Annotated in this window: 14 protein-coding genes and 1 tRNA gene; 10 read left to right on the top strand and 5 right to left on the bottom strand. The window is 63.9% G+C overall.

The annotated features are described in order from the left end of the window. Positions 1-3: 3 nt before the first annotated feature. Positions 4-2223, top strand: coding sequence for a hybrid sensor histidine kinase/response regulator (locus DU478_RS07145; RefSeq protein WP_114510269.1), 2220 nt, complete (start codon positions 4-6; stop codon positions 2221-2223). On the opposite strand, the gene DU478_RS07140 is transcribed toward DU478_RS07145, so the two are convergent. From DU478_RS07140 to DU478_RS07130, 3 genes are all read right to left on the bottom strand, one after another. Next, positions 2212-2655 carry an acyl-CoA thioesterase gene (locus tag DU478_RS07140; RefSeq protein ID WP_114510268.1) on the bottom strand — a complete coding sequence of 148 codons (444 nt, stop codon included), beginning with the start codon at positions 2653-2655 and terminating at the stop codon, positions 2212-2214. The genes DU478_RS07145 and DU478_RS07140 overlap by 12 nt on opposite strands. Positions 2656-2823: 168 nt before the next feature. Next, positions 2824-3114, bottom strand: a complete 291-nt coding sequence (locus DU478_RS07135) for a hypothetical protein (protein ID WP_114510267.1) — start codon at positions 3112-3114, stop codon at positions 2824-2826. A gap of 162 nt (positions 3115-3276) precedes the next feature. Further along, a complete protein-coding gene (locus DU478_RS07130; RefSeq protein WP_114510266.1) occupies positions 3277-4572 on the bottom strand; it encodes an ATP-binding protein in 1296 nt (431 codons plus the stop codon). A 47-nt stretch (positions 4573-4619) separates the two neighbouring features. Between DU478_RS07130 and DU478_RS07125 the strand changes: the two genes are divergently transcribed. The 5 genes from DU478_RS07125 (at position 4620) to DU478_RS07100 (ending at position 8866) form a co-directional block, all read left to right on the top strand. Further along, positions 4620-5534 (top strand): MBL fold metallo-hydrolase, encoded by a 915-nt coding sequence (locus tag DU478_RS07125; protein ID WP_114510265.1) that lies wholly within the window; start codon positions 4620-4622, stop codon positions 5532-5534. A 79-nt stretch (positions 5535-5613) separates the two neighbouring features. Beyond that, positions 5614-5688 (top strand) — tRNA-Asn (locus tag DU478_RS07120). A gap of 212 nt (positions 5689-5900) precedes the next feature. Next, positions 5901-7073: an HNH endonuclease gene (locus DU478_RS07115; RefSeq protein WP_114510264.1), complete on the top strand. Its 1173-nt coding sequence runs from the start codon at positions 5901-5903 to the stop codon at positions 7071-7073. 2 nt (positions 7074-7075) lie between these two features. Beyond that, positions 7076-8281: a DNA cytosine methyltransferase gene (locus DU478_RS07110; protein WP_114510263.1), complete on the top strand. Its 1206-nt coding sequence runs from the start codon at positions 7076-7078 to the stop codon at positions 8279-8281. Between the two features lie 312 nt (positions 8282-8593). Further along, complete coding sequence (locus DU478_RS07100; protein WP_325048091.1) at positions 8594-8866, top strand: helix-turn-helix transcriptional regulator; 273 nt, start codon at positions 8594-8596, stop codon at positions 8864-8866. Positions 8867-9119: 253 nt separating this feature from the next. On the opposite strand, the gene DU478_RS07095 is transcribed toward DU478_RS07100, so the two are convergent. Further along, positions 9120-9740, bottom strand: a complete 621-nt coding sequence (locus DU478_RS07095; RefSeq protein ID WP_114510261.1) for a TetR/AcrR family transcriptional regulator — start codon at positions 9738-9740, stop codon at positions 9120-9122. Positions 9741-9826: 86 nt separating this feature from the next. On the opposite strand from DU478_RS07095, the gene DU478_RS07090 reads away from it, so the two are divergent. After that, positions 9827-10903, top strand: coding sequence for an aldo/keto reductase (locus DU478_RS07090; RefSeq protein WP_114510499.1), 1077 nt, complete (start codon positions 9827-9829; stop codon positions 10901-10903). A 50-nt stretch (positions 10904-10953) separates the two neighbouring features. Here the strand turns inward: DU478_RS07090 and DU478_RS07085 are convergent, their stop codons facing one another. Next, positions 10954-11361, bottom strand: a complete 408-nt coding sequence (locus tag DU478_RS07085; RefSeq protein WP_114510260.1) for a RidA family protein — start codon at positions 11359-11361, stop codon at positions 10954-10956. A gap of 111 nt (positions 11362-11472) precedes the next feature. On the opposite strand from DU478_RS07085, the gene DU478_RS07080 reads away from it, so the two are divergent. The 3 genes from DU478_RS07080 to DU478_RS07075 form a co-directional block, all read left to right on the top strand. After that, positions 11473-12384 carry a LysR family transcriptional regulator gene (locus tag DU478_RS07080; protein ID WP_114510259.1) on the top strand — a complete coding sequence of 304 codons (912 nt, stop codon included), beginning with the start codon at positions 11473-11475 and terminating at the stop codon, positions 12382-12384. 301 nt (positions 12385-12685) lie between these two features. After that, positions 12686-12982, top strand: coding sequence for a vWA domain-containing protein (locus DU478_RS22660; protein WP_147276326.1), 297 nt, complete (start codon positions 12686-12688; stop codon positions 12980-12982). A gap of 72 nt (positions 12983-13054) precedes the next feature. Next, on the top strand, positions 13055-13280 hold a 226-nt coding region (locus DU478_RS07075; RefSeq protein ID WP_147276325.1), incomplete at its 3' end, for a transposase.

Raw genomic sequence — 13280 nt, 5'->3', positions numbered from 1 at the left:
CCCATGTCGCTGATCAACCCCGCCGACAGCATCGAGGAACAGAACGCCAAGCTGCAGACCATCGCCGCGGCGCTGATGAAGCGCGTGGAATACGACACCGCGCAGTCGGGCGCCGCCTATGCCCAGTTCGAACGCGCGGCGCTGCTGGAAAAACGCGTGCGCGAACGCACGCTGGAGCTGGAGCGGACGCTGGACCTGCTGCACGACAGCAACGCGCAGCTGGCCCGCGCCAACCAGGAAACCGAGGCGGCCCGCCGCAACCTGGCCGATGCCATCGAAACCGTGTCCGAGGGCTTCGCCCTCTTCGACGGGGCGGATGTGCTGGTGATGTGCAATTCGCGTTTCTGCAGGTATTTCCGCGACACGGTACCGCAGCTCGACCCGGGGCTGAGCTTTGCCGAATACGTCGCACAGGTCAGCCGCTCGGCGCATCTGGCCCTGCCCAAGGGCGAAACCGCCGAAAGCTGGACCGCCAAGCGCATTCAGAGGCACAAGGACCGGCACGTGATGTTCAACGTGCAGCTGAGCCAGGACCGCTGGGTCCAGGTCAGCGAACACCGCACCGCCACGGGCGGCACCGTGGTGCTGCAGACCGACGTGACCGACCTCATCCGGCTCGAACGGCAGGAGCGCACGCGGCTCAAGGACAAACAGGCGCGGATGATCCGTGCCACGCTCGACCACCTGAATCAGGGCGTCTGCATCTTCGATGAGGATGCGCGGCTGGTAGGCTGGAACCAGAAGCTGGGGGCGCTGCTGTCCCTGCCCGCCCGGCGCCTGCAGCTGGGCGTGACCTTCATCGGGCTGCTGGACCAGCTCGACGACGAATTCCGCTTTGTCCGCGGCCTCGACCGCGATGGCTTCCGCCTCTGGGCGCTGGCCGCCGGACCGCGCCCGCCGGTGTCCTTCGAGGTCCGCGACGGCGCCCAGTCCAGCCTGCAGATCTTTGGCCGCGGCATGCCCGACGGCGGGTTCGTGATCTCGGTCACCGATGTCACCGCCGAACGCGAGGCCGCACAGAAGCTGTCGGATCTGAACGAGATCCTCGAACAGCGTGTGATGGAGCGCACCTTGGAACTCGAGGACGCGCTGAGCGCCGCGGAGCGCGCCAATGCGTCGAAGTCGCGCTTTGTCGCGGCGGCAAGCCACGACCTCTTGCAGCCGCTGTCGGCGGCAAAGCTGTTCCTGTCTTCGCTTGCCGACCGCCTGCCCGATGACCGCGACCGGCAGGTGCTGGGCAAGGCCGAATCCGCCCTGTCGAGCGCCGAGCAGCTGATCGACGCGCTGCTGGACATCTCCAAGCTGGAATCCGACGGGCTGAGCTTCGACATCCGGCCCGTGGCGCTGCGCGAAATCTTCGCCCCGCTGCGCGACGAGATGGAGGTCATGGCCGACCGCAAGGGTCTGACGCTGCGGGTGCTAGACAGTTCACTCACCGTTGAAACCGATCCGGCATACCTGCGCCGGGTGGTGCAGAACCTCATGGCCAACGCCATCCGCTACACCGACACCGGCCGCGTCGTGGTCGGTGCCCGGCGCAGCGCGGGATCGGCCCGGATCGAGGTCTGGGACACCGGGCCCGGCATCGCCGAAGCCGACCAGGGCACCATCTTCGAAGAGTTCAAGCGGCTCGACACCACCGCCAGCAGCAACGACGGTCTGGGCCTGGGCCTTGCCATCGTGGAACGCGCCTGTGCGCGGCTGGGCCATCCTTTGGGGCTTTGGTCCGAACCGGGACGCGGAGCGTGTTTCATGGTCAACGTCCCAATCGTCGATCGCGCCGCCCCGCGCCGCACGCAAAGCGCCCGGCGGGTCTATGCCACCGGGCTGGCCCATGCCGGGCTGATCGTGCTGCTGGTCGAGAACGACCCGCAACTGCGCCGCGCAATCACCATCCTTGTGGAAAGTTGGGGGGTGAACGTGCTTGAGGCCGAAGACGCCGTCACTGCGCGAGAGCTCTTGCGCGACCTGGACCTGGCGCCGGATGCGCTGCTGCTGGATTACCGGCTGGGGTCCGGGCTGACCGGGCTCGAGCTTTACGACGAGATCGCCCGCGACCTGGGCACCCTCCCCTGTGCCCTCGTCACCGCCGACCGTGCCCCGGAACTGCGCCAGGCCTGCGCCGACCGCGGGCTCGAACTGCTGCCCAAACCGCTGGACCGGCACAAGCTGGCACGATTCCTGGAAACCTCGGCGCGGGCCGCTGTCGAGTCAGTCCGCTGAGCCCGCGGCGTCCGGCGGCGGCGCGAGCATGAAATCCTCGGCCCGGGCGCGGATCGCATCGGGCCAGCGCCGGCTGCGGACCGCACGGGTTTCGACCAGCACCAACGTCAGGGTTGCGCGCACCCGCGCATCGCCGCCCGTATCCGCGGAGATCCGCAACCGCATCGACGACCGCCCGATGTCCCTCACCGATAGTTTCCAGGCCAGCCGATCGCCCAGCCGGCTGGGCGCGGGAAATTCCGTGGTCAGATCGACGGTGACCAGCCCCAGATGGTCGCTGCCCTGCATCTGCCCCATCGGCCAGTCCAGCGCCTCTTCGAACCAGTTTTCGATGACGCCGTGAATCATCTCGTAATAGCGCGGCAGATGCATCAGCCCGCCCGTGCCGCAATCGCCAAGCCGCGCGTCGGTGAAAAAGGTATACGCTGGCATGCGCCGTCCGGTCCCCCTCGTTCCTGCGCTGCTTTTCCCTGCGGCCCGGCGGTCAAGCTACCCAAGACGCAAAGCAAAAAAAAGCCCCCGGCTGCAGGGAAATTCCGGCAACCGGGAGATTTTCCAGACCGGTAAACGCCATGTCTCAAGACATACCGAAATGGGTTGTCAAAGCATTCCCGGGCAGCCGCGGTGGGCACTGGGGCGGCCTATATGATGTGGATTGAGCACCAGGATCCAGTTGGGCGCATAGCCCGGCGCCTGCGCCCGACGATAGGTGCAATTGTTCGACGTCGTGTAATAGTCGCCCTGAAAATTCCGCGGCGGGCCGCCCGCAACTGTCCAGACGCTGGCGTCGTCGATGTCGCGGGACAGGCCGGTGGCAAAGCCCTGGATATCGGCGGTGGCACCGGTGGCGGTGACGGCCACGAGGGCACAGGCGAGCAAAGCGGTATTCATCGGGGTCTCCTTCGGGGTTCGGTGACGCGGGGCGGACCCCGCTGCATGAGCCCTGTCAGATACCTTCCCGGCAAAGACCAAAGCGTGAAACGCCAATGGCGGATTCAAGGCAAAATCATTTGATTTTATTGTATTTTTATAGAATTTTGAGCAAATCCGCCGTCACCGCGCGATGACGATGTCGGCGCAAAGACCGCCCAGCCGGTCGCTCTGGCCCAAGCGCAGGACGCCGCCGTGCCCGCGCGCGATATCCGCCGCGATGGCCAGTCCCAGCCCGACCCCCGACCCCCGGTCCTGGTTGCGCGCGGGATCGAGCCGCACAAAGGGCCGTAGCGCCTCTTCGCGCTGCGCGAGCGGGATGCCCGGCCCGTCGTCCTCCACGCGGATGCGCAGCGACTTTTCGGTCATCTGCACGGATACTTCAGCCCGCGTGCCATATCGCACCGCATTGCCGATCAGGTTGTCCACCGCGCGGCGCATCGCGGCGGGCCGCAACTGCGCCGTGCCAGTGCCTTGGGCTTCATTCAGGCGGACGTCGCGCCCGCCCCGAACGGCTGTCGCGACGATGTCCTGCACCATGGCGATCGGATCGGTTTCTTCGGGGTCGCCCCCTGCGGCATTACCGCGCGCGAAATCCAGGAAAGCGTCCAGCAAGGTCTGCAAATCGTCGACGTCGCGCTCGAGCGCCACCCGGTCGTCATCGTCGAGCATCGACAGACCCAGCCGCAGCCGCGTGAGCGGCGTCCGCATGTCGTGGCTGACCCCCGAGAGCATCATCGTGCGCTGTTCGATCTGCCGCTCGATCCGGGCGCGCATGTCGAGAAACGCCGCCCCGGCGGCCCGCACCTCGATGGCGCCCGACGGCGTGTAGGGTTCGTGCCGCCCGCGTCCGAAGGCCTCGGCCGCCGCCGCCAGCCGGGTGATCGGGCGTAGCTGGTTGCGCAGGTAGATATAGGCGATCACCGTCATCAGCCCGCCGAAGAACACCATGTTCACCAAAAGCTGATGCGGGTTCGAGGCCGATGCGCGACGGCGCAGGAACGTCACCTCCCAGAGCCCGTCCCGCGCCACGAAAAGCCGCACGTCGGTGTCGTCCGGCAGCAGAACCCGCTGCACTCCCGGCACCGCGCCCTGCAGCGTCCGGGTGACCACGATGCCAGAAAAATCGTACCAGCGCCGAAGATCCTCTGCCGGCACCGCCTCCGGGCCGACCGCCCGCAGGTCGATCCCCAGTCCGCGGGCGATCTCGCCGGTGCCGTCTCGGGCCGCCTCGTCCAGCGCGAGGTTCACCGCCCGCGCGACCTCGCGGCTCATCTGCGCGCTCACCCCTTCGAAATGGCGCTGGATGAAGACGACCGAGACCACAAGCTGCAGCGTCACCACCGGCAGCACCAGGATCAGCAAGGCGCGGCCGTAGAGACCGCGGGGCATATAGCGTTTGAGCCATTGGAAGAACATGCGCTAAGGCTAGCCAAAGACCCGCGCCGCCACCATGGAGAAAACGCGTGACCGATCCCGATCCCGGCTTCGACCCTGTGCCCGGCACAGCCGAGACGCTGGCCCCCGGTCTGCGCCGCGTGCTGGCCCCGAATCCGTCGCCGATGACCTTCCGCGGCACCAACAGCTACCTGCTGGGCACCCGCGGGCTCGCGGTGATCGACCCCGGCCCGGACAGCGCGGCGCATCTGCAGGCCCTGCTGGAGGCCGTCGGACCGGACCAGCATGTGAGCCACATTCTCGTGACCCATGCGCATCTGGACCATGCGCCCCTGGCCCGCCCGCTTGCGAAGGCCACCGGCGCGCCGGTTCTGGCGTTCGGCGCAGCACGTGCGGGGCGCAGCGCGGTCATGCAGCGTCTTGCCGCAAGCGGGATGGCCGGCGGCGGCGAAGGCATCGACGCGGGCTTTGCACCCGACCGGGCTGTGCGCGACGGCGACCGGATCACCGGCGACGGCTGGACGCTGGAGGTGCTGCACACGCCGGGCCACATCGGCAACCACATCTCGCTGGCCTGGGGCGACGCGCTGTTCTGCGGCGATCACGTCATGGGCTGGGCGAGCTCGCTGGTCTCGCCCCCGGACGGCGACCTCACGGATTTCATGTCCTCCTGCGCCCGGCTGCGCGCCCGCGACTGGCGCGTATTCCACCCCGGCCACGGCGCCCCGATTGCCGATCCCGCCGCCCGGCTCGACTGGCTGGTGGCCCACCGCCGCGGCCGCGAAGCCGCGATCCTCGACGCGCTGGCCACCGGCCCCACCGATGCCGCGAGCCTCGCCGCCCGCATCTACACCGACACACCGGCCGCGCTGCTGCCCGCCGCAATCCGTAACGTGCTGGCGCATCTGATTGATCTCTCGGGCAAAAACCGCGTGACTTGCCACGGCTCCATTGCGCAGGACGCCATTTTCGAACGCGCCTGAGCCTCGCCGGGCCGATCCGAGATTTTCTGCCAAAACCCTCTGGACGCTCCGGAAACCTGTTGCTATATCGCCCGCATGGTCCGGCGTAGCTCAGCGGTAGAGCAGTTGACTGTTAATCAATTGGTCGTAGGTTCGATCCCTACCGCCGGAGCCAAAATAAGCCCTTTAAGGTCAACGCCTTAGAGGGCTTTTTTATTCCCGAAAATTCTCGCGTAAGGCGAAAAAGTAAGGCGGGCGTAAGGCTCGACCCACCGATGCGGCTGTGAATGCGTCAAGCTCCTGGGCACATTAAAGGTTGAGGAATCAAGCCCACTTGTTGCACACTGCACCACAAAATAATGTGGTTTAGGCAGGAGCAGAGACAGGATGTGGAGTTGGGATCAAGGCAGGCTGGATTACTTCCAGTTTGACAATCTCAAGAAGATCGCGCGCTTCGCCCTGGGTCATGACATCCGGGCTGAGGACCATGACGCCTTGGTGGCCGCTGTGGGCCTGCCCTTCTCGCCCAAACAGGCAGACTACAAGCCTTGGCGCAACTACGCGCGCACCTTCAAAAGCATGGGACTGGTGTATCAAAGAGGGTCGGTTGCGGAGCCGACAGAGATTGCGAAGCTGCTGGCCGACGATGGAAGCATCACCACGGACGAATATTTCCATTTCCTCGCGGAATACACCTCATCACCTTCCCCAGCACTCCAAGGCTGGGACAGCTCTGCAGACCTCAGATACCCGCTCCTCTTTTCCCTCAAGTATCTCTTGGCAAAGGCTGCGAAGGGACTGGACCAGACAACCCTCTCTGAAATCGGTTCCGCCTACGATGCCAGCAGCTTTACGGGCGAGGAGGACGCAGCCAATTTTGAGGCCCTTGTCGTGTCAACGACTGACTCTGGCAAGATCAGCCGCCAGCCCGCCGAGAGCCTGCGGGTTCTAGCCCAAATCTCATACCTGAGCCTCTCGGGGAACGTCATATCCGTTTCCCTGTCCCGCGATGATGCCCGCGACGTGTTCGACCAGTTGTCCGCCCTCCCGGGTGCGCCGCTCGGTGACGGCAATGAGGAGATCAAGCGGCGGACTGATCAATTTGTTGCCGCAACCGCCGAGTTTGAACTGGACTACTTGTCTTCAGCGATCAGCGACGTTGAGGATGCGGGCTTTGCATCGGGCACGTCCTTTGCCGAGGGCGCGAAGTCTCGCAAAACCCACCTTGTGATCGAACGGAACGGCAAGATCAGGGAAGCATACTTCAAGGCGAATTCCTCTGCGGCCTGCGATTTCTGTGGGATGGACACGGGGGCTTCCTACCCGTGGACAAATCGTATACTAGACGTTCATCATTTGTTGCCATTGTGTTCTGGCGCGCGAACCTCAAAGCAGGGGACGCTTCTGGACGATTTGGTGGCTGTCTGCCCCACCTGCCACCGTGGCGTCCACAGGTATTACGACAAGTGGCTAAAGGACCGGGGGCAGAAGGATTTTATAGACGCCAGCGAAGCGAAGGCAGTCTATGACAAAGCAAAACAAGAATACGGGGCAGCCTGACCATGTTGATGAAGAACACAAATCCCGACGCACCAGAGGCCCGATTTGAGAGCCAGCAGACCCTAATGGAACAGGCTGACGCCACCACCGACATCTGTGACGTGATGGAGGCTGTCGGTCAGTCAATTGATGATCTGGTCTACTCAAAAAGCCGGGCAATCACTTGGAATGGTGCCAAACCCCCGAAACTCGCTTCATTCAAGAAGCTCGGAAAGGGAGTGCCGCTGGTATCATTCTTCACCGGCTGTGGTGGGATGGATTTGGGCTTTGAGGCCGTGGGCTTTGAGCACAAGGCTGCGTTTGAATTCAACGAGATATTCTGCAAAACGCTCCGCGTTAACCGACCTAAGTGGAAGGTTTTTGGCCCGCCATTTCACAACGGTGACGTCTCCAAGACAGATGAGATAATCGCCCAGCTGAGCCCGATGACCGGCGCGCCATTTGAAGGCGTGTTCGTCGGCGGGCCACCCTGCCAGCCGTTTTCTATTGCGGCCAACCAGCGCTTCTCGAAAACCGGGGAGAACTTCAAAAGGGTCGGTTTCGCGCACGAGAAGAACGGCAACCTGCTGTTCGACTTCGTGAAGTTGGTGGTGCACTTCCAGCCTGCGGCGTTCGTGATTGAGAACGTCCCCGGACTGCGCGACCTTGACGGGGGCGAACAGCTCAGTGAAGCCATCACGATACTGACGGCGGCTGGATACAACGTGGAGGAGCCCGAGGTCTGGAACGCGGCTGACTATGGGGTCCCGCAATACCGCCAGCGGATGTTTGTAGTGGGCTCGCGGACGCAGGGCTGCTTCGAGATGCCCAAGAAGCGCGACCACATTGGCGCGGGCAGCGTCCTAGCCGACCTCCCCGGCTCTGATGCTCTTAACCACGAGACGCGGCGGCACAAGGTGGCGTCCGTTGCCCGCTACATGGTTCTCGACTACGGAAAGCGCGACCAGTTGGGCCGTGTTGACCGCCTGACACCCTCGCGCCCTTCAAAGACAGTGATTGCAGGCGGGACCAATGGCGGGGGACGCTCCCACCTGCACCCCGAGATACCGCGCACCCTTAGTGTCCGGGAATGCGCCCGCTTGCAGACCTTTCCCGACGACTACAAATTCATTGGCCCGACCGCACGTCAATTCACTCAAGTTGGAAATGCAGTGCCGCCGCTGCTTGCCGCCACACTGGCAACGCAGATCGCAAAGGCGTTCTTCTAAGGCTCAGTCGCCTGGTTCAATGACCAACAATGAGATCAACCCAGCATCCACGCTTCAAGCAAGATGCCTCGGGGCATTTGACGAACTGCGAAGCGAGGCGCGCGCCCATGCGGAGCTGCGCCTAGAGGTGGCGGCGCGTGAGGGCGTCGAAAGGGATGCCTACGCCCGGCAGAAGCGAATTGAAGTGGCCCGGGCGGCGCTCGCTGCGGTGCCCGAAGAGAGGTGGCAAGACCTGTCTGACTGGCTGTTTCGCTTCGCGGGCAGCTTCGATGCAGAGCCCTTCCGGGACCGGCCCAGAGACAGGCGGGATAGCTGGTCACCGATCCCACGATCGCCCATGTCTGCGGGCGTCTGAGACTGAGCCGGAGCACCCTTATTCGGCGTCTCGCAAACGAGGGGGTGACGTTTCAGTCTCTGCTGGACGAAACAAGGAAAGAGCTGGCAATTCGCTATCTGAACAAGAGCGACCTAAACAACCAACAGATCGCGCACCTCGTCGGTTATCGCGATCCGAACGCCTTTCAGCGCGCCTTCCGGAAGTGGACAGGAACGAGTCCCCAGGCCTTGAGGGCGAAACGCCCTTAGATACGGGTGGCGCGCCAGCGACCTGCGCTCTGCACGTCCGCAGACATACTGGCGCCGCGACGACGGTGAACGTCGGCATAGCAGTCTGCAGCTCCAGTATTCAGTAGCCGCGCTCAAGGGCCGATGCGGGCCGTGAGCAACGCGTGGCATGGCCGGTCACGCCCACTCCCTCTGCACCGCCGCATATCCGCTTCGAACCCTCAATGCTTGATGCTGCGATGAGGACTTCGTCCGCTTTGCGCTGCGATGGTCATCACGCCCCCTGACTTTGCCAGCCCGCCATCGACGCATTGGCAACCGCCAGCAGGGTTTCCCGATCGGCCCCGTCCCGCGCAAGCACGGACATACCCTGCGTCACTGCGAGAGCGAGATCGGCGAGCACCTTCGACCGTGTGGATGGCGGCAGAAGTCCCTGTTCGATGTCGACCTCGATCCGTTTGACGATGACCGCCCGAATGACGCGCCGTTCCTGCGCCACAGCTTCTCGAACATCCGATGCATCCTTCGAGCCGGTGGCCACGGCGCAGGCCAGCAGGCATCCCTTCGGGGTCGCTTCGCCTGTAAAGAGACGCGCCGCATTCTCGATCATGTCCGCCACGGCATGCCGCGCGGTCGGCGCGATGGCGAATGCTTTCTCGAGGTCGTCGGGTTCGCCCGCGTAGCGCCTCATGGCTTCAAGGAACAATCGCTTCTTGTCGCCGAAGGCCGCGTAGATACTGGGCGCCGTCACCCCCATCGCGGCTGTCAGGTCGCTGATCGAGGTGGTCTCGTAGCCGCTTTCCCAGAAGGTTAGCATCGCCTTTTCGAGCGCGGCGTCGCGATCGAAGGAGAGCGGCCGGCCGGTCTTGCGGCGGGGGGCTTTGGAGTTTTCCATAATGATCGTTAATAAATTCGTCGATCTCGGGGAGCAAGGCCTACATAGTGTTCTATAACGATCAATATGAAAATCAGGAGCCTTTCATGTCCCTTACGAATTTCCGCGCCCTCGGCCGGTCCGGCCTCGTCGTCAGCCCGCTCGCGCTCGGCACGATGACGTTCGGCCCCGGCGGCTGGAATGCCGACGAGGCGGCCTCGCGCGAGATCTTTGATGCCTACCGCGACGCGGGCGGCAATTTCGTCGACACCGCCGACATATATTCGGGCGGCGCCAGCGAGGAACTCGTCGGCAGGTTCATCCGCGAGACCGGGTCGCGCGACGACATCGTCTTGGCGACCAAGTTCGGCTTCAACGCGTCGAGCAGCCCCCTGACCGGAGTCGCGTGCGGCGGGGGCAACCCCCATGCGGGCGGTGCCGGTTCCAAGAACATCCACCGCGCGCTGGACGCGTCGCTGACGCGGCTCGGCACCGACCATGTCGACATCTACTGGATGCACATCTGGGATGGCGTCACCCCGGTCGAAGAGATCGTGCAGACGCTGGGTGACCTGGTGCGTGCCGGCAAGATCCGCCACTACGCGTTTTCCGACATGCCGGCGTGGGTCGCGATGAAGGCCTCGACCATCGCGTCCGAGCGACGTGTGCCTGGGCCGATCGCCATGCAGGTGGAATACTCGCTGGTCGCACGCGAGGTCGAGGCCGAGCACTTCCCCGCCGCGCGCGACGGCGGCATGGGCGTCATGCCCTGGAGCCCGCTGGCCGGCGGCTTCCTGACGGGGAAATACGACCGCGAGAACACCGCCGATACCGGCCGGCTCAGCGGCGCCAATCCATTCGGCGACAGCAAGTTCACGGACCGCAACTGGGCGATCCTCGACACGCTCCGGGAGGTCGCGGCTGAGTGTGACTGCGAGCCGGCACAGGCGGCGCTCGCCTGGGCCATGGCGCGGCCGGGGGTCGCCTCGACCCTCGTCGGCGCGCGGACGGTGGACCAGTTGAAAGGCAACATCGCGGCGGCCAGCATCAGCCTGAGCGACGACCAGATGAGCCGGTTGAACAACGTCAGCGCGTCGACCCCCGGCTTCACCTCGTCGCTCGCGTCTCCCATGATCCGGAGGATGCTTTACGGCGGCCATGAGATCACCGCCTGGGGTGAATAAGGAACTTCTCGGGCGTAACTGTCCCCGTCATCAGGAAGGGGCAGCACCGATCACGCTGGAAGGCTCACGACCATTTCGATTTCGAGCTGAAGATCCGGCGCGGCCAGCGCGGACACGCCGATGCCGGTCAGGCTCGGTTGCGCTCCGCCCAGAAACGCGGCGAGCCGGGTCATGACAACCTCCTGCGTTTCCGGGCGCAGTTCGGTCATGTAGATCCGCACCTGTGCGATCTGCTCTGGTCGCGCGTCCAGCGCCGACAGGGCGTGAGAGAGGTTTTCGACCACGACGCCGGTCTGCTCTTCGAGGTCGGCTGGCACCGCACCACCGTCGCGTCGCCACGGGACCTGACCCGAGACGAAGGCGAGCGGACCCGGCGGGATCACCGAGATCTGGGAGTAGCCGACGCGTCCCGCGTCGGGCAGCGTCGGAGGGTTCATTCGGGTTGGGGACGTGGCCATGGTGGTGCCTTTCCTGGGGTTGGCTGTCTGGATGACAAGCGTCGTGCCAGCCGTTACCTATGCGCATGATCCGCGAATGGAGTTCGCCGCTGTGACGAAGACGATACCCCGATGACCCGTGCCGCGTTGAACGGGACGCGCGTCGACGAGATCCTGATCTTTCTCGCGATCGTCGAGACAGGGAGTTTCGTGTCTGGCAGCCGGAGCATGGGCCTGTCGCGATCCGCCGCCGGCAAGGCCCTGACGCGGCTCGAGGCGCATTGCGGGGCAAGGCTGCTGAACCGGACCTCGCGCGCCTTGAGCCTGACCGAAGAGGGCCGGCGGCTTTATTCTCAGGGGGTCGAGCTTCGCAGCACGCTCGATGCCGTCGGTGCGCGGTTCGCGGGCGACGGCGGCGACCCGCGCGGAGAGCTCCGCATGAGCGCGCCGGACGCCCTTGGGCGCCGACTCGTGCTACCGGTGGTCAAACGGTTTCTCGAGAGATGGCCGGAGGTGCAGGTCGAGATGAGCCTGTCGGATACGGTGAGTGACCTTGTCTCGGACGGGGTGGACCTCGCCGTGCGGATCGGCGTGCGCATGCCGAACCCGGGGTTGATCTGCCGGACCCTGAGGCAGGAACCCCTGGTGCTCTGTGCCAGCCCTGCCTACCTCTCCCGCACTGACGCCCCAACGCGGGTAGAACATCTGAGCCGACATGATCTGCTGATCCACGCCAGCCAGAACATGCGGCAGACCTGGCAGCTGAAAGAAGCCGACGGCACATGGGTGCGGGCCAGCGGACGCTCCCGCCTGCGACTTGATTCCGGCGAGGCTCTCAGGGAGGCGGCATTGGCGGATCTGGGCGTCGCATTGCTGCCGGAGAGCGTCGTTCGGAGCGAACTGGCGGATGGGCGGCTTCAAAGGGTTTTGCCGGAGCGCAACACGGGATCAGTCGAGATCATGGCACTCTATCCCCACAAGCGCATGCTCGAGGCGAAGGTACGTCACTTCGTGGACATGCTCGCCGCGGATCTCGCACTCTGAGCCATGCTTCGATCGGAACGGAAGCGGCGCGAGACGGACGATCCTGCGGTATGGCAAGCGAGGATTGGCACCTCCCAGTCTACCGATGGCGCGAATTGCGAATGTCAGAAATCTCCTGCTTAGCTAATTTGCGTAATTTTTTGCGCGAATGGTTGACGGCATAAAAATACGTACAATAGGGTAATCTAATTAAGAAACTTGCACGGAGACTTTTATGCGGAAGTTTATTCTATTCGCCCTTGTGCTGACCTCTTGCGAAGCAACCGAAATGACCTCGCCTGAGTGAGTAGAGGAAAACTCGATGAGAGACGGAAGCGTCGAGCGGGTCGTCGAAAGAGCTCGTGCAGCGGGTTACAACCCGACAAGAGACGAGCGCGTCGTGGTTCGTGTGTCTCCTGATGATCCTGAAACACTTTACAGTATTTGGTCTTGCGCGACCGAAGGGTTTTCGGCTTCGCCGGAATCTCGCGCCCGTGAGGCTGCACCTTATTACGATCGTTTGATCCGGCAATCCATTCAGACCGAAGGCGAACTCGACGTGGTTTCACTCGTCGAGGAACGGTACGGCTGTGAAACTTTCTATAGCGAGAGAGCTTAGACTGAGCTAGGCTCAGGACCTATTGATTTGAGCCGAAGGGCATGATTCACCGCACGAAAACAGAGCGGTGATATGTCTGATCTCTTCTGGATGAGCGATGCGCAGATGGCGCGTCTGGAGCCCTACTTCCCGAAGTCCCATGGCAAGCCGCGCGTTGATGATCGGCGCGTGTTGAGTGGGATTATCTTCATAAATCGTAACGGCTTGCGGTGGCGCGATGCTCCAGCCGCATACGGCCCCCACAAGACATGGTGTGATTGCGGCGGTCGCTCTCCGGGGGCGAACGAGGTCCGGTATA

The sequence above is a fragment of the Thalassococcus profundi genome, from assembly GCF_003344785.1.
In the GTDB taxonomy this organism is placed as follows: Bacteria; Pseudomonadota; Alphaproteobacteria; order Rhodobacterales; family Rhodobacteraceae; genus Puniceibacterium; species Puniceibacterium profundi.
The sequence above is the reverse complement of the archived record's forward strand: the minus strand, read 5'-3'. Positions and strand labels throughout refer to the sequence as shown.